The 14400-nt window shown below is 67.9% G+C and carries 19 protein-coding genes; 3 read left to right on the top strand and 16 right to left on the bottom strand.

The genetic code is table 11. The features are described from left to right. From DLJ49_RS19650 to DLJ49_RS19590, 15 genes are all read right to left on the bottom strand, one after another. Window positions 1–943: DUF2793 domain-containing protein (locus DLJ49_RS19650; RefSeq protein WP_233489304.1), on the bottom strand; the 943-nt coding region annotated here is incomplete at its 3' end. A 7-nt stretch (window positions 944–950) separates the two neighbouring features. Then, complete coding sequence (locus tag DLJ49_RS19645; protein ID WP_115395224.1) at window positions 951–4919, bottom strand: baseplate multidomain protein megatron; 3969 nt, start codon at window positions 4917–4919, stop codon at window positions 951–953. Window positions 4920–4922: 3 nt separating this feature from the next. Beyond that, window positions 4923–5360: an NlpC/P60 family protein gene (locus tag DLJ49_RS19640; protein WP_115395223.1), complete on the bottom strand. Its 438-nt coding sequence runs from the start codon at window positions 5358–5360 to the stop codon at window positions 4923–4925. Continuing rightward, window positions 5357–6241, bottom strand: a complete 885-nt coding sequence (locus DLJ49_RS19635) for a DUF2163 domain-containing protein (RefSeq protein ID WP_115395222.1) — start codon at window positions 6239–6241, stop codon at window positions 5357–5359. Before DLJ49_RS19635 ends, DLJ49_RS19640 begins: the two co-directional genes overlap by 4 nt. Beyond that, the gene (locus tag DLJ49_RS21925) at window positions 6238–6381 is read right to left on the bottom strand and encodes a hypothetical protein (protein WP_155992549.1); all 144 of its coding nucleotides are present in this window, start codon (window positions 6379–6381) and stop codon (window positions 6238–6240) included. Before DLJ49_RS21925 ends, DLJ49_RS19635 begins: the two co-directional genes overlap by 4 nt. Beyond that, window positions 6368–6598, bottom strand: coding sequence for a hypothetical protein (locus DLJ49_RS21520; RefSeq protein WP_147277361.1), 231 nt, complete (start codon window positions 6596–6598; stop codon window positions 6368–6370). The genes DLJ49_RS21925 and DLJ49_RS21520 overlap by 14 nt, the downstream gene beginning before the upstream one ends. After that, a complete protein-coding gene (locus DLJ49_RS22605) occupies window positions 6591–6692 on the bottom strand; it encodes a DUF3789 domain-containing protein (protein ID WP_115395220.1) in 102 nt (33 codons plus the stop codon). The genes DLJ49_RS21520 and DLJ49_RS22605 overlap by 8 nt, the downstream gene beginning before the upstream one ends. Next, on the bottom strand, window positions 6685–6915 hold the full coding sequence (locus DLJ49_RS19620) for a hypothetical protein (RefSeq protein WP_115395219.1): 231 nt from the start codon (window positions 6913–6915) through the stop codon (window positions 6685–6687). The genes DLJ49_RS22605 and DLJ49_RS19620 overlap by 8 nt, the downstream gene beginning before the upstream one ends. A 5-nt stretch (window positions 6916–6920) precedes the next feature. Continuing rightward, window positions 6921–7574 carry a lysozyme gene (locus DLJ49_RS19615; RefSeq protein WP_115395218.1) on the bottom strand — a complete coding sequence of 218 codons (654 nt, stop codon included), beginning with the start codon at window positions 7572–7574 and terminating at the stop codon, window positions 6921–6923. A gap of 128 nt (window positions 7575–7702) precedes the next feature. After that, window positions 7703–8053 (bottom strand): hypothetical protein, encoded by a 351-nt coding sequence (locus DLJ49_RS19610; RefSeq protein ID WP_115395217.1) that lies wholly within the window; start codon window positions 8051–8053, stop codon window positions 7703–7705. Continuing rightward, complete coding sequence (locus DLJ49_RS19605) at window positions 8050–8676, bottom strand: DUF2460 domain-containing protein (RefSeq protein WP_115395216.1); 627 nt, start codon at window positions 8674–8676, stop codon at window positions 8050–8052. The genes DLJ49_RS19610 and DLJ49_RS19605 overlap by 4 nt, the downstream gene beginning before the upstream one ends. Continuing rightward, window positions 8676–11093: a phage tail tape measure C-terminal domain-containing protein gene (locus tag DLJ49_RS19600; protein WP_115395215.1), complete on the bottom strand. Its 2418-nt coding sequence runs from the start codon at window positions 11091–11093 to the stop codon at window positions 8676–8678. The genes DLJ49_RS19605 and DLJ49_RS19600 overlap by 1 nt, the downstream gene beginning before the upstream one ends. Then, window positions 11074–11214, bottom strand: coding sequence for a DUF7697 family protein (locus DLJ49_RS22600; RefSeq protein ID WP_023851451.1), 141 nt, complete (start codon window positions 11212–11214; stop codon window positions 11074–11076). Before DLJ49_RS22600 ends, DLJ49_RS19600 begins: the two co-directional genes overlap by 20 nt. A 98-nt stretch (window positions 11215–11312) precedes the next feature. Continuing rightward, on the bottom strand, window positions 11313–11750 hold the full coding sequence (locus tag DLJ49_RS19595) for a hypothetical protein (protein ID WP_115395214.1): 438 nt from the start codon (window positions 11748–11750) through the stop codon (window positions 11313–11315). A 2-nt stretch (window positions 11751–11752) separates the two neighbouring features. Beyond that, a complete protein-coding gene (locus DLJ49_RS19590) occupies window positions 11753–12694 on the bottom strand; it encodes a phage tail tube protein (RefSeq protein ID WP_115395213.1) in 942 nt (313 codons plus the stop codon). Window positions 12695–12782: 88 nt separating this feature from the next. On the opposite strand from DLJ49_RS19590, the gene DLJ49_RS19585 reads away from it, so the two are divergent. Then, window positions 12783–13124, top strand: coding sequence for a hypothetical protein (locus tag DLJ49_RS19585; protein WP_115395212.1), 342 nt, complete (start codon window positions 12783–12785; stop codon window positions 13122–13124). A gap of 55 nt (window positions 13125–13179) precedes the next feature. Then, a complete protein-coding gene (locus tag DLJ49_RS21515; protein ID WP_147277360.1) occupies window positions 13180–13578 on the top strand; it encodes a hypothetical protein in 399 nt (132 codons plus the stop codon). A gap of 38 nt (window positions 13579–13616) precedes the next feature. On the opposite strand, the gene DLJ49_RS19580 is transcribed toward DLJ49_RS21515, so the two are convergent. Beyond that, window positions 13617–14030 carry an acyl-CoA transferase gene (locus DLJ49_RS19580; protein ID WP_115395211.1) on the bottom strand — a complete coding sequence of 138 codons (414 nt, stop codon included), beginning with the start codon at window positions 14028–14030 and terminating at the stop codon, window positions 13617–13619. A gap of 22 nt (window positions 14031–14052) precedes the next feature. Here DLJ49_RS19580 and DLJ49_RS21510 point away from each other — a divergent pair, with 22 nt between their 5' ends. Then, window positions 14053–14337: a DUF1413 domain-containing protein gene (locus tag DLJ49_RS21510; RefSeq protein ID WP_147277359.1), complete on the top strand. Its 285-nt coding sequence runs from the start codon at window positions 14053–14055 to the stop codon at window positions 14335–14337. Window positions 14338–14400: the final 63 nt, after the last annotated feature.

Below are 14400 nucleotides of genomic sequence, written 5' to 3'. Positions count from 1 at the left end.
GGCCCACGCGCACCGTCAACAGGCGTCGCGCCGCTCGGGAGGGTCTGCACAACCCTCGACCGGTCCTCACGACCGGCCCACGACCGCCAAATCCGCCGCTCAGACGCATTCGGTGAATACTGCGGGCGAAGAGGTAGTTGCCGTCCACGGGCGCGACGAAGTGGTTGTTGGCGGCGTCGAACGCCCCCTGATCGTTGGTGTCGGTGTTGTTCAGGCCGATCTTCGTCCAGGTCCCCACGCCAACGTAGTTGTCGTAGTTGGTCCAGGCCTTGAACCGGGGCAGCCGGGGTAGGTCGACGATGCCGGTGGCGTTGTCCACGATGAGCCCGTCGAAGAAGGTGCTGCCGTCGGCCGAGACTGCCAGCCGGAAGCGGTCAGAGCCGAAGAGCCCCACCAGCGCCTTGGTCACGAAGCCGGTTTGCAGCGTCAGCCCGAGATCGTCGCCCGCCGCCTCCTTGTTCATGGTGTAGAACAGATCGCCCGTGCCGCCCTCGGCCACGGTCTTCGCCGTCCAGAGCGCGGCGTTGAGCTTGGCCGAGAACGGGTTCGCCCCATCCGCGGTGGTGCCAAGCCCAAGCAGCGCGAGGTTCTGCAACGCAGCCGGTGTCGTCCCAACCCAGCCCGCGCCGTCGTAGACCAGGAGCAGTCCCTCGTCCTCGACCCATGCGCGCCAGCCGGTCCGCGGCGGCAGGCGCAGCCAGGCGCCATCGGTCCAGAGCGCGACGTTCAGATCCCAGCCCGCCCAGTCGCCCGTCGCGCCCGAGCCGACGATGTAGCGGTCGCCATCGGCGGGGGAAGCCGGCGGTGCCGTCAGGTCCCGGTCGAGGACCGAGAGCTGAACGAGCCCGTCGAGGATCCGCAGCGCCTCGTTGTGGGTGACGTGCTTCTGGGCCTGCGCCGCGAGGATGTAGGGCAGCAGGAGATGGGTCGTGGCGTCGGACATGGGAGCCTCAGAAGCTTAGCGTGATGGACGTGGATGCGCCCCGCCCCACGAGGGCGGAGAGCTGGAAGATGCGGATGTCGAGCGTGTCGCCGGGGCCGAGCGGCGCGCCCCAGTCGGCGCTCTGCTGTGCGGCCGTGTAGACCGCGCTGGTCGTGGTCGTGCTCAGCACCCGCTTCACGGCAGCGCCATCGAGAATCTCGACCTCATAGGCTTCGAGCTCTTCTCCGAGCGGCACCTCCAGCCCGCCCCAGCTGTCGGCCGCGAGTGCGCGCGACCGGCGCGTCCAGCGGATCGTCAGATCGCCGGGACTGCGTGGCGTGCGCCACGGCTGCTCGACATGGGCGACGGAGAACGGCCGCAGCCCTACCCCCTCAGGCTTGAAGGCCTGCGCCACATAGGTCTCGTCGCTGACTGTGCGGCTCGCCGGGCCGATGCGCCAGTTCCAAGGGATGCCAATGTCCGCCTCGGCGGTCGGCAGCGAGGGGAGGCTGTCGTCGAGCACCACCACCCGCGCGCCGGCGGGCGAGGGATTGCCCATGGCGCCTTCCGTGCCGCGCTGGCCGCGCAGGAAGCGGGTCAGGCGATACCGGCCGGGCGCCAGCAGTTCCGCCGCGCCCGCCTGAACGATCTCCCACACGCCGGGCGCGCTCTCGATGGCCAGCGCGTTGGCCCCGCCGAACAGCGTCAGGTCGGTGACACTCTCCAGCGTGCCGGTGAGCAGATCGACGACCAGGACATTGCCGAGGTCGAACCGCGAGGTCGGACCGGCATAAAAGTCCGAGACGAGCGTGCCGATCCGGGCGCGTGTGCCGAAGCTGGTGAGCAGTTCGAAGCCGTCAGTCGAGGGGCTGCGGAACACCGCGATCTCGCCGGGCCACGGTGCGGCATGCGCCGCCGCGAATGGCCGATGCGCGGGCTGGTCCTCGGTCAGCTGTGGCAGGTCCAGCAGCACCGCCTCGGGCGCGCCGAAAACCACCGCCTGAGAGAGCGCCGAGGGTCGCGGCGCGCCGGGCGGCAGGTCGTAGGCCTCTCGATCCTGGCGCACCGCCTCGATGCCGCGCGCGTCGGCATCGGCGATGGAGACGAGCCGCAGCGGGACGGCGCGACCGTCATGAGCGAAGGTGACGACATCGGCGGGATCGAGCGCCAGCCGCGACGGCGGCAGGCGGAACACGGCACTCTCGCGGCCGGTCCACGCTTCCATCAGCGCGCGGCGGCAGCGGCGTTCGGCCTCCTCGGGCGGCACTGCCATCGGGAAGCTCTCGGAGGCGATGCGGGTCGTGTCGACGGTGATGCGCCGGGCCTCGACCTGCGCGGCCTCGTAATCCTCGTCGGCGCGGGCGACTTGCCACTTCAGGGCCTGAGGCAGTTCGGTCTCCTGGCCGCGGGTGAGTTCGAGAACGTCGCCTTCTCGCGTGGCGACCAGATCGTCCGGTGAGACGCTCGTCACTTCCGCCCGGCCACGCATGACGAACCGGATCACGCCTTCGGTCTCGACGGCGTCGAAGCCGAAGTGGCGGGCGAGCGTGGTGATGGACGCCCGCGGGCTCTCGAGTGCGCCGATGGCGTAGCCCTCGACCGCGCCCCAGAGGCCGGTGACGTCGATGCGATCCTCGGGCAGGCCCGCGCGCAGGCAGAGGTGGCGGACCAATGCGGCCAGCGACACAGCGCCGAGCCGTCCGGTCAGCCAGTGCCCCAGCCGCCAGTTCGCGCCGTCCGTCCAGACGTCGGTCCGCGCCGGAAAGAACGGATAGGGCCGCGCGTCCCAGGTCCAGGCGGCGCATTCGGAAACGTTCACCATCCGGCCGCCGTAGACCGAGGACACCGGGTTGTTGGCAGGGGTGCCCCACCAGAGGTAGGTCGCCTCGAGATAGGCCCGCTGGATGGCGTCGTCGCGCCAGCCCCGCGAAAAATGCGGCGTGAAGCTCTCGGACGACTTCGGATCGAAGAAAACGTTGGGCTGGTTCGTGCCCCGGTCGATGGCGGGGCAGCCAAGCTCGGTGAACCAGATCGGCTTCGACGCCGGCACCCACGCCGTCGGCGTGCCGCTCTCCACCCCACCCGGGCGATTATAGTGCGGGTTCGCCCACCAGGCGCGGAGATCCTTGTAACGGAAGACCCACGGCTTGCCGGCGGCGCCGTCGGCAATCGCGGTGCGGACCTGCGCGCTTCGGTCGGCGGCGCTGGCATAGAACCAGTCGAAGCCCTCGCCGCCTGCGATGTTGGCCTGCAGGTAGGCCCGGTCGTAGATGGCGGGCCAGCCCTCCTGCGCATCGGCATGCTCGAAGCCGTCCCGCCAGTCCGACAGCGGCATGTAGTTGTCGATCCCGATGAAATCGATCTCCGGATCGGCCCAGAGCGGATCGAGGTGGAAGAACACGTCACCCGAGCCGTCGCCCGGCTGGTGCCCGAAATACTCCGACCAGTCGGCTGCATAGCTGATCGCCGTGCCCGCCCCGAGGATGGATCGAACGTCGGCCGCCAGATCGCGAAAGGCCTGTACCGCCGGATAGCTGGACGCGCCCGAGCGGATCGTGGTCAGCCCGCGCATCTCCGTCCCGATCAGGAAAGCGTCGACCCCGCCCGCCGCCGCGCAGAGATGGGCGTAGTGCAGCACCATGCGCCGCAGCCCCCAATCGCCGGCCACGCCGATCCAGGAGACGGTCTCGCCCGAGACGGTGAAATCGGATGGGCTGGCGCCGCCGAAGAAGGCGGCGACCTGGCTCGCTGCTGCGGCGGTCTTGTCGACGCTGCCGGCATAGCCCGCCGCGGGCGAGCAGGTGATCCGGCCGCGCCAGGGGAACGCCGGCTGGCCCGTCTCGGCGGCGTTGTCGCTGTACGGGGTCGGCAGCGTGTTGCCGGGAGCGACGTCCATCAGGATGAACGGATAGAAGGTCACGCGCAGCCCGCGGGCCTTCATCTCCTTGATCACCTGCACCACGGCGAAATTTGCTGGCGTGCCGCCATAGACCGGCCGGTTCTGGTCGTCCCGGCTCACGAGATGGGCCGCGGATCGGCTCACGCCGTTCACGCTCCACGTCTGCGGGCTCGTGGTCTTGTCCGGCACCTCGACGCCGGGGCGGATGGTGCAGTCACCCGCGCGCAGATCGTTCCCGAACCAGGCGACCACGAGGCTGACGCTCTCCACCTTCGGCGCCATGGCCTGCAAGCGGTCCAGCGCCACCACCATGTCGGCGGTATCCGAGAGCGCGTTCAGGTTTTCGGGGATCTGCGCCCCTCCGCTGCCCTTCCGGATGCCGGTCGTCGCGTAGGTGAACTCGCCTGAGGCCGGGATCATGGTGACGGCGCGAGTCAGCCCTTCGGCGGTGTCGGGATCGGCGAGCGGGCGGAAGACCTCGAAGGAGAGCTGCGGCAGGCGGTTGCCGTAGTTGCCGAGCGGCAGTTCCTCGAAGACCACATAGGCCGTGCCGCGATAGGCAGGGGTGTTGGCCGCGCCCATCTTCGCGGCGATGAAGGGGTCCGCGGCCTGTGCCTCATCGCCCGGATACCATCGCCAGGTGATCCCGGCGGTGTCGAGCAGCTTGCCGTCCGCCCAGATGCGGCCGATGCCGGTGATCGGACCCTCGCAGAGCGCGACCGCGAAGCTCGCGTAGTAGAGATACTCGGTCGTCTTGACCTTGCCGCCACCCCCGCCGCCCTTGCCGCCGCCCTGCGTGGTGGTCTTGGTCTCCTCGCGGAAATCCGTCGCCCAGATCACGTTGCCGCCCATGCGCATCCGGCCGTAGACGCGCGGGATGACGGCTCCTTCGGTCGAGGACGTGATCCGGAGGCTGTCGAGCCTCGGCCCCTCGATCCGCTGCGTCGGCGCGAGCGAGGACACGATCCAGCTGTCGACCACCGAGCCGATCGTGGAGCCGACGAAACCGCCGATAGTCGCGGCGCTCACACCGAGGATCGCGCCGCCGATCGACCCGCCAATGGCGGCGCCGGCCGCGCCGAGGACAAGTGTTGCCACGGGTCAGACCTCGTCAGGAAACAGGAAGGCGAAGGCGATGCGCCGCCGCCACGATGGAGTGAGCGGTTCCTCGATCACGCCGAGCCGCTCATAGGCGTGGAGGAAGTTGTCTGGCCCGGTCAGGATGCCGACATGCTTGGCAATGGCGCGCGGCATCATCCGAAACAGCACCAGCGCGCCGGGCCCAGCATCGGTGGGCGACACTTCGATCATCATGTTTCGTGCGCCTTCCGCCAGCACTTCGCGCGGCCCGGTCTCGCCCCAGTCGCGGCTGTAGGGCGGGATCGGAAACGGCTCGGGACCGACGATCTCGCGCCAGACGCCGCGGGCCAGCCCGAGGCAATCGCAGCCGACGCCCTTGAGGCTCGCCTGGTCGTGGTAGGGCGTTCCCAGCCACGCGCGCGCCGCGGCGATGACCCTCTCCGGATCGGCCGGCGTCACAGCACGCCTCCGTCGTGGCCGCCGTCCTTGGTCGCGTAGCGCAGGATCGTGTCCTGGCCGGGGATGTGCGGAAAACCTCGGAAGTTGGAGGTGTTGGCAAACTTCGCGCCGCAGGTCTCGATCCGCTTGTCGCAACCGGCGCGGATGGTGAAGGCGTCGCCTTCGGACATGGCGCGCACCGGCGCTTCGAGCAGGGTCAGGATCGCGATGCCGTCGGTCACGTCGTGCCCCAGCACCTCCGTGCGCCGCCCCGCGTTCGCGCCGCTCGTCCAGTCCAGCGTGCCGAAGGTGAACCAGCCCGACTCAAACCCGCCGAGGCCCGAGGCGGTGAAGGCCCGATCCCGCAGCAGGTCGATCACGGCGCCCGCACCCTTGAAAGTGGGATCCTCGAGATCGACGCCACAGCGCGCGTCGCCGAGCGCGGCATCGCAGGTTGCCTGAAAGGTCCGCCCGACCGTCTGGCCAAGCACATGGGTAAGCGAGCGGACTTCCGCGACAAAGGCGAGCCGTCCACGCCGGATCTGCCCGATGGCGCCGCGCCGCATCAGCACACGTTGACCCGTGTCGGCCCAGTTCACGCGCCAGACCTCGACCTCAGCATTGTCCCAGCGGCCGTCGAGAATGTCGGTCTCTGTGATCCGGTCGGAGGTCAGCACGCCCTCGGCGTCCTGCGCATCGACCGACAGGTCCGAGCCCGAGCGGACCTCGGAGGCGGTCAGCCCGCTCTCGGGCTCGAACTCCGTGCCGTCAAACGTCAGCGTCCGGTCGTGATCGGTGAATCCGAAGGTGACGCCGTCGGCACGGGTGATGCGCCAGCACCAGGCGAGCGTGGTCGTCCCCTCGTCGAGATGGGCCTGCAGCGCTGGCGAGAGGGATTTCATCGGCAGGTTCCCGTCATGCGGTCATCGAGATCGGCGATCCAGTCCGCCCAGTCCGGTGGCACCTCCGCGACGGTCTCGGCAGGAGGCCGGGCGAGCCGCGCCTCGGCATAGGAGGCGCAGCCGGCGTCACCAGCGCCCATCGTTGCGGCGCAGCCGGTCAGCAGGATCGCCAGCGCCACGGCCATCGCGAACCGCGTCGCGCCCCCTCTCGACGCGCTCGTTCTTGTCCTCCATCGCATCGCGCTCCGCCTCCCGTTTGCCCACGCGTTCCCCTTCCACGCGCCCCCAGACCCGGCCGAGGACGACACCCCCGACCGCGCCCAGAGCCGCGACCAGCCAGATCAGGAAATCAGCCATCGTCCCGCTCCCCGCGCGCGGCGGCGACGCAGAGGGCAACGACGAAGACGCCGAGACAGCCGCCCACGAACAGACCCGCGAGAAACTCAAGCATCGCCGCGGAACCCGCGCTCGATCCGGTCGCGCAGTCCGATCAGACCCAGACCGAGGAACATCAGCCCCGCGGGCGAGGCATCGCCGCTGCCGGCGAGCAGCGCGACGAGACGGGACAGTTCCCCGAGGGGCCCAGTGGAAGGCAATGCGAGGGAGGCGATGCCGGTGAGCATGGCGAGCAGTCCCGCCCACCAGGTGAGCGAGTTGGGGCGAACGTAGCGCATGGGGATCAGGCCCTCCGGATCATGGTCGAAAAGAAGGCGGCCAGCCGGGCGAGCCAGCCGGTCGGCGCGTCGCGTGCAGGATCGAGGACCGGCGGCAGCGGCGACGGCCGCAGCAGCGCCAGAGCCTCATCCTCGGTCAGGCGACGGATTGGTCGGGAGAAATCGACTCGGCCCGTGCGATCCACGGACCAGACGGGGATCGTGCCGCCGGGATAGCGGCCTTGGCGGAACAGGTCGCGCTCCGCCTCCCGGCGGGGGATGATGGAAGCCGGTCGCCGCCAGTTCAGAAACGCGTCGGCGGCTGCAAGGCGATTTCCGGCATTGAGGTGCCGGGTCAGTGCGGCCTTTGCGATGCCGCCAGTGTTGTAGTGGAAACTGACAAGCGCATCGAACTCGTGCGGCTTGAGCGGCACCTTCACGACGCGCTGGATTGCGGTTTCGTAGCGCGCGAGGTCGGCTCGGAAGACCCGGAACGCCTCGCGGATCCCGGCGTCGAGATCGGCAGGCATGCCGCGCGGCATGGTGGCCGGATCGGGCGGTCCGGCCGCGGCCGTGTGGCCGATGCCGAAGGTCCAGACCTGTTTCACATCGAGATAGGGTCCGGGCACGAGTCCTTCGTGCCGGACGAGGGCCAGCAGGCCCCGGTCGGTCATGTGCATGGGATTACCGGAGAAGCGAGAGGATCAGGATCAGAGCCGCGACGGCGAGGCCTACCGCCAAGCGGTGGCGGAAGGCCTGCCGAGGATCGGCGGGGTCGCAGCGGAGGGAGCGCGCGAGGCGGAGAAGGTCATTCATCGCCGTCGCCCTGCTTGGCGCGGCGCAGGCGGGCGAGCAGCACTTCGATGAAGGCAGGCCCGAAGACGCCCACGAGATAGGCGGCGGACCCTGCCGCGCCGCCTGCCGGGATCGCCTCCGTTGGCAGGCCCATCCAGCTTGTGATGACGGCCATCGACAGGCTGCCCATCCCGGCCGCGATCAGGCCGCCGAGGAGGATGTGCCGTAGCGCATCGCGCAGCCGCATCTTCGTGGTCAGCGCGTTCGTGGCGCCGCCGAGCGCGCCCCAGGCGGCGAGGATCACGGCCGTTGAGGCCGCAAGCTCGCGCAGCACGGCCGCGACGAAGTTGCCGGTGTCGTTCATCGCCGGATCTCCAGAAGCGGGATGGAGGTGATCGAGCCGAGCCGCTCGAGGTCGAGCGTCACGTCGAGAGCGTCTGTGTCGAAGCGAACCGGCACGTCGAACTCGAAGCCCGCGGTGATGGCAACGCCCGCCGAAGGCGCGGTGTCGAAGGTGACGACACCGGTGGTCGTGTCGACAGACCAGCCGCCGAGTTCCTCCGCGCCATCGAGTGCGACGCGCAAGGTTCCGGCCACAGGTTTGCCGATGGCACGCGTCCAGGATTGCGCACCGGAGGCGTAGCGCTTCACCAGCTGGAAAGCGGTGGTCGCGCCGTCTCCGGTGCCGATCGCCTGGTCGGTCGGCGCTGGCGTCTGGGACGGCAGGGTCGACTTGTGGTCGCCCCAGTCCTTGAACCGGAAACCATGCAAGCGGCCGTTTCGCGCCTCGAAGAAGGCGACGACCGCCGCCAGATCGTCGGCGCGACGGATGCCATAAGCGACGTCGTAGCGCCGACGGGAGTTCGCCCAGCTTGCATTGCGCTCCTCGTCGCCGGAGGCAAGCTCGACGATTTGTGTGCGCCGCTCGGGCCCGCCCCGCGCGCCGCGGCTGATATTGTCTGGGAAGCGGACCTCGTGGAACGCCATCACATGCCCCTCCGCCCGAGCGACACGGCGCGGGCGATGTCGGCCGCGACCTGGGTGCGGGACTGCCGAAAGCTCTCGGCGTCGCGGGCCATGATGGTGACGTTGACACCGCCGCCCGCGCCGTAGCTCTGTGCCTCCCGCCGCGACAGCACCCGTTCGCCGCGTTGCAGGATCGCGGGGACTTCGTCGTGGCGTAGCCCCGCCATGCCGCCGCCATGCATCCGGGGGGCAGCGGCGAAGGCCATGGCCGGGACCATGCGCGACGGCCCCGCGGAGCCGACCATGCCGCCCGAGTGCAGGACGCTGGCGAAGACGCCGCCCGCACCGGAGAACACGCCGGAGAGCGCATTGGCGATGGGCCCAAGGATGAACCGCCGCGCCGCCAGCTGGGCGAGATCGGCCAGCAGCGAGGTGACAAGGTCGCGGAAGTTCAACTTGCCGGTCTTCACGAACTGGCCCACCGCGTTCTCGGCCGACTGGAAGGCGCCGACGAGGCTCTGGCCGATATCTCCGCCAATGTCGCGGGCCTTGCTGGCGTAGTCCGACAGCGCTGCCGTGACCGCCTGCCAGCCGGTGACCGCGGTCTCCACATTAGGCTCGGCTGCGGCAGCCGCGGCACCCGCGGCAGCGCCGGCATCGGTTGCGGCCTGTCCGGCGCCGTCGAGCGCGGTCTCGAACCGCTCCGCCGCGGCCGTGGCCTCGGCCAGCGCATCGGCGCCATCCTCGTCGGTGCCACGCACGGCGTCGCGAAGCGCGTGCCAACTTTCGAGCGGCGCACGAGCGCCCTCGGCGAGATCGCGCGCCGCGCCACGGTAGAGGTTCGCGGACTCCAGCGCCCGGGTGGCCGCGTCCGTGAGCCCGAGATCGGGCGCTGTCAGCGGGTTGTCCTCGAAGGCCCGGTCGAAGGCCGCCTGCGCGGCGGTGGTCGCTGCCGTTGCCGCGCCTGCGAAACGGTTCTCGATCTCGCCGAGGTCGAGGTCCGGCACCAGCGAGATGCGGCGCTCCGACCCCAGCGCTTCCAGCCCCTGGTTGATCCCGCCGATGAAGCCGTTGATGCGCGAGACCACGCCGTTCAGCATCGCCTCGACACCATCGACCAGACTGTTGGCCGCCTGGAACGCCAGATCGCCGATTGCGGCCGGCAGCAGACCCCAGATCGCCTTGATCGCCTCGTAGGCGCCCTCAAACGTGTTCGCCGCCGTGTTGCCGAATCCGACGACACTCTCGATGGCGCTCTGCATGCCCGACGCGGCGTCGGCCTTCAGGTCGAAGAACATCGCCGTGGCGGCCGCACCCGCCGCAGCAGCGCCCATCTTGATCCGCTCCCAGACCTCGACGGCGAGGTCCTTCAGGAGCGACATCGCCTCGCCGAAGCCGCCCGCACCGGAGACGAGGCGGGTGAACTGGTAGACAAGCTCGCCCGCTCCGACGATCAGCGCCCCGATGCCAGTGCGGATAAGCGCCCCGCGCAGGACGACCAGCGCCGTGGCGAGGCCGCGCACGGAGAGCGCCGCAGCGGCCATTCCAGCCACCCAGCGGCCGGCGAGGAAGGCCGCGAAGGTGGCGGCATAGCTGGTCAGGCGGCCGATGTTCTCGAACAGACTACGGATCGCGATACCGAGCGGCCCAGTTCGGCTCGCGACCGCCGCCATGGCATCCGCGACGGCTTCAAGCGCGGGCGCGGCCGCAACGGCGAGCTGGTTCGAGAGGCCGCGCCAGATCAACCCAAGCCGGGAGATGGCGTCGTTCGTCCGCTCGATCTGGTCGGCATCCTGCTCGGAGACCACGACCCCGAACGCGAGGAGATCCTCTGTCGCCTGGCGCAGCGTCGCGGTGTCGATCCGCGACATGGCGATCGAGCCTTCCTCGCCGAAGAGCTGACCCGCGACTGCCGCGCGCTCGGCGGCAGGCACGAAACTCTCGATGGCGGCGTTGATGGCGCCCACCCGCTGTTCCAGCGGCAGAGCGATCAGCTCGTTGGCCGAAAGCCCGAGCCGGTCGAGCGCGTCGGCGGCGGGGCCGGTCCCGGCGGCCGCCTGGCTGAGCCGACGCGTCAGATCCTTGGTCGCCTGCTCGATGCCGGACATGGACACGCCCGCAAGCTCGCCCGCGCGCTCCAGCGTCTGGATCGAGGCGACGGTGGTGCCGAGGGACTGCGCGAGCTTGGCCTGCGCATCGACCGTCTGCAGGCCCGAGCGGATCATCGCCACGCCAGCGGCCGTCGCGGCGGCAACTGCGGCAGCAGCGGCCACGCGAACCCGGCGCGAGAAAGCCGCGAGCCGAGCGTTGGCCGCCTCCATCTCGCGGCTCAGCCGTCCGAAGCCGCGCGACCCGGCCTCGCCGACGCCTTCCAGTTCGGCGCGCACCTGCCGTCCGCCCACGGCCGCGAGGCGGACGCTAACCCGTTTTTCCGCCATGGGAGTGATCCATCTGTTCGTTGAGTTTTGCGACCATCACCGCTTCGATGACGGGCAGCAGTTCGGCCATCGCGAGCGGCGGCACGCCGAGCGCGTCACCGAGCGCCAGCGCGGCTGACATGTCCCATCCGATCACTGCGCCGGGCTGCACACGAAGCTGGCCGCCGAGACGCCCGACGAGGTCCCAGACCTGCCAGCCCTCCGGAGTTTCCGGACGGTTCAGCCGCGCCGGGCAGTCCGGGCAGGTTTGCGCGCAGGCGTCGCAGTATCGCTCGCCCCCGCCGAAGGACCAGTCGGCGAGAGCGCGGAGGCGTTTTTTTCCTGCTCCAGCAGCAGGCCCTTGGAGACATAAGTCAGCTGGAAAGCCTCGAAGATCGGCCAGATGTCGAGCAGCGCGTCGATAGCCTCGGGGCTCGATTCGATCACGTCGCCATCGGCATCACCGATGCCCTGCCAGGACAGGACCGCCCGCCGCGCCAGCGCCTTGGCGAAGGCGACCGCGCGTTCTTCGTCGGACGCCTCCTCGGGCACCGCCTCGACGGCGGGGTCGCTGCGCGTCGCCACCATCAGCGCGGTGGTCAGCGGACGCAGCTGCACGCGCACACCGGGAGCGAGATCATGCCAGCGCGGTTCATTCGTCAGGTCGAGCGTCAGCATCGTCAGTACACCTCGATGTCGTTGATCAGGGTCGCCGTGCACATCCGGCCGACGACGCTGTCGCGCGCGGCCTGCCAGTCGAAGGTGGCCTGCACGCCCTGCGGCCCGGAAATCTCGATCCGGGGGCGCGGCAGATAGACGGCGTGCACCGTGAAGGTGAAGCTCTCGCCGGACGGCAGGACGTAGGCGAATTCCATCTCGCAGGCCTCGCCATTGATCGCCTGCGTCACCAGCGTCTGATCAGCAAAGCGCACCTCGATCCGGCCGGTAAGTGCGGCGATGGACGGGTCAGCGCCGTCGATGCGCCCGTCGCTGCGGATCGTCTCGATGCGGTCGAGGTTGTTGGCGTAGGTGATGTCTGCCGAGACCACGTTGCCGAGGGCGGTCCCGTTGCGCGCAATCGACCCGTTGAAATGGCCGAAGCGCTTCAGTTCCAGCGCGGCAGGCGTTCCGGCGCTGGTCGTCGTGCCAACCGTCTCGCCCTGCGCGACCAGCCGCGCCGTGGCGGTCAACAGCCCCGAGCGCTGCATCTGCCAGGTGATCTGGTCGAGCACGCAGCCGGAATACATCGCGTAGCGCGGCACCTCCGGCATGCCGGTCTCGATCGACATGCTGGGCAGCGTCCAGGAACCCGACTGGAACTCGTGGGTGTACGGCGCCTCCGCGCCCGTTGTCGTGGGCGCGCCGAAGGCAGCCTTCAGCCAGAAGCCGAAGGCCTCCGCGTCGAGCGGCACCACGACGTCGCCGTCGGCCGTCACCGCGTCCTTGATCGGCGCCAGCGGATCGCGACCGTAGCCGAGAAGCTCCGAGTTCAGCAGCGGCTGCTCCGCCCCCAGCGAGGTGCTGGCGAAGGGCATGCGCGTGAAGCCGCTGACGGGCGGCGTTCCATAGGTCGTCTCGAACGCAAGCGCCATCAGCGCCCGCGCCCCTTGGGCTCGTGCCATGTTTGGTCGTCCTTCTCTAGCGGAACACTTTTCTTGACCCTACAGGCCAAGCTTGCCAATCTTCGGCCGAACAGACAGAGGCTCACCGATGAAGATTGCCGTTGGAATAATTGGAATAACGCTTGCCCTTATTGCCCTCATGCAATCGTGCACGATTACAGGACTTTCCGGCATTGTTGAGGATGAAGCAACTGGTGAAGCGGGCGCCATGGGAATGCTTACGGCGTTTCTCATGTTTTTTGGTGGCGCATTTGCCTTTGGCGTTCCTCGTGTAGCGCAGGTCTTTTTTGGCTTGGCCTTTCTCGCCTCTATCCCAGCTCGCGAAAATTTTCCAGATATGTGGGTTTGGGGAATTATTTCAGCGATACTTGCTGGCCTCTTGTTCTTTCATAAGAAGCCGAAGAAGAGTGACGCCCCTCCGGCAGAGTAACTCCAACCGAAACCGATCGCTTAGGCGCGCTGAAACAGTAGAAGGATTTATATCGATGAAGTGGTCTAGTCTCATAGCGGCACCTCTGCTCACACTTGCACTTGCTGGCCCGGCATTGGCTGAAGAGACCCAGACTGGTGAAGTTCTGGCCTTGATGGGGCAGATTTCAGAGCTGCATGCGCAGTTGAATGGAAAAACTGCGACTCTCACTGGTGGGCTGGGAACAATAATTGGAGATACAATCTACTTTCAGAGTGATCTTGGTCGATTCACGGTTCAATTCGATGCCGGAAGGGAGGCGAGACGACTGATTGAAGGATGTGAAATCACCCTTTTTGGTAATGTCGAAAGTCGCTGTGTATTTGAGGTTGATGCTGAGCTTCGAGTTTCTGAGAGTTACAATCTGGCAGACGGTGGAGAGGTTGAGCTAATTGTCTACAATGTTCGACCCTAGTTTTTAGGAATGAGCAGCTTTTTTTGCGTCTCGCAAGTCTATGCCTCCAGCGATGTATAGTGAAGTGTCACCGTCACGATGGCAGCCTTGAGGGTTGCTGCGCCTTCGATGGGCAGATCGATGGTGCGTGGTGCCTTCGCTTCGGCCCAGTCACATAGCCCGCCCAGCGTCCGGTCGGCTGCAAGCACTGCACCAATGTCATTGCAGAGACTGTCAAGGCGCTCGTCGCGCTCAATGCCTTGCACAACAGCCTCGACTTCAGCGTCATGCTCGTAATGATACGCAAGCGGAGACATTGAAACATCCGGTTGGCCCGGCTCACCATCACGCAGGATCAGCAGGCCTTCGGCAGGCACGCGCTCGGGAAGAACCTCACCGCGCAGCACGGTCGCAGGAAGCGTCGAAAGCCTCGCATGCAGAGCGGAAAGGATGGTTTCGCGACAGGAGGCCATGCTATGCTTGTCTTGGTTGAGAATGGAAGATCATGAAGTGTTTGAACAACTCCGCGCGATCATCGCGCAACGGATCGACGGCTTGCCTCATGGCCAGCGGTTTAATCTCCGAGATCTTCTCGGAGAGGATTGGCCAGAGGATGCAGGTGCTGCACGTCGGCTAGGCCGCGATTTTCGAGCCAACTTGCATGCTTTTCCGGGTGTGGAAGACGCCGGCAAAGATGATGAAAACCTTCGCTGGTATTTCAACCCGCCTTATTCATCGAAATCGGGGGTAATGGCTGGCGTGCCCGCGAAAGCTCTGTAGAATCAAGTTGCTACACCAAGTCCGACAGCAGCCCTCGGAGCACGCCATGGGTGAAACGCTACA

Origin of the sequence: Rhodovulum sp. 12E13 (assembly GCF_003340565.1) — a bacterium.
Lineage (GTDB): Bacteria > Pseudomonadota > Alphaproteobacteria > Rhodobacterales > Rhodobacteraceae > HLUCCA09.
The sequence above is the reverse complement of the archived record's forward strand: the minus strand, read 5'-3'. Positions and strand labels throughout refer to the sequence as shown.

Bases quoted from the DNA above. Each gene is read 5' to 3' on its own strand.
- DLJ49_RS19585 (WP_115395212.1), top strand. From the start codon at position 12,783: ATGAAGATTGCCGTTGGAATAATTGGAATAACGCTTGCCCTTATTGCC.
- DLJ49_RS19605 (WP_115395216.1), bottom strand. From the start codon at position 8,676: ATGGCGTTCCACGAGGTCCGCTTCCCAGACAATATCAGCCGCGGCGCG.
- DLJ49_RS19595 (WP_115395214.1), bottom strand. From the start codon at position 11,750: ATGCTGACGCTCGACCTGACGAATGAACCGCGCTGGCATGATCTCGCT.
- DLJ49_RS19635 (WP_115395222.1), bottom strand. From the start codon at position 6,241: ATGAAATCCCTCTCGCCAGCGCTGCAGGCCCATCTCGACGAGGGGACG.
- DLJ49_RS22605 (WP_115395220.1), bottom strand. From the start codon at position 6,692: ATGCTTGAGTTTCTCGCGGGTCTGTTCGTGGGCGGCTGTCTCGGCGTC.
- DLJ49_RS21925 (WP_155992549.1), bottom strand. From the start codon at position 6,381: ATGGGCGCTGGTGACGCCGGCTGCGCCTCCTATGCCGAGGCGCGGCTC.
- DLJ49_RS21520 (WP_147277361.1), bottom strand. From the start codon at position 6,598: ATGGCTGATTTCCTGATCTGGCTGGTCGCGGCTCTGGGCGCGGTCGGG.
- DLJ49_RS21515 (WP_147277360.1), top strand. From the start codon at position 13,180: ATGAAGTGGTCTAGTCTCATAGCGGCACCTCTGCTCACACTTGCACTT.
- DLJ49_RS19590 (WP_115395213.1), bottom strand. From the start codon at position 12,694: ATGGCACGAGCCCAAGGGGCGCGGGCGCTGATGGCGCTTGCGTTCGAG.
- DLJ49_RS19610 (WP_115395217.1), bottom strand. From the start codon at position 8,053: ATGAACGACACCGGCAACTTCGTCGCGGCCGTGCTGCGCGAGCTTGCG.
- DLJ49_RS19615 (WP_115395218.1), bottom strand. From the start codon at position 7,574: ATGCACATGACCGACCGGGGCCTGCTGGCCCTCGTCCGGCACGAAGGA.
- DLJ49_RS19620 (WP_115395219.1), bottom strand. From the start codon at position 6,915: ATGCGCTACGTTCGCCCCAACTCGCTCACCTGGTGGGCGGGACTGCTC.
- DLJ49_RS19600 (WP_115395215.1), bottom strand. From the start codon at position 11,093: ATGGCGGAAAAACGGGTTAGCGTCCGCCTCGCGGCCGTGGGCGGACGG.
- DLJ49_RS22600 (WP_023851451.1), bottom strand. From the start codon at position 11,214: ATGTCAGCCGCGCTGGCGCTCGGTGACGCGCTCGGCGTGCCGCCGCTC.
- DLJ49_RS19580 (WP_115395211.1), bottom strand. From the start codon at position 14,030: ATGGCCTCCTGTCGCGAAACCATCCTTTCCGCTCTGCATGCGAGGCTT.
- DLJ49_RS21510 (WP_147277359.1), top strand. From the start codon at position 14,053: ATGGAAGATCATGAAGTGTTTGAACAACTCCGCGCGATCATCGCGCAA.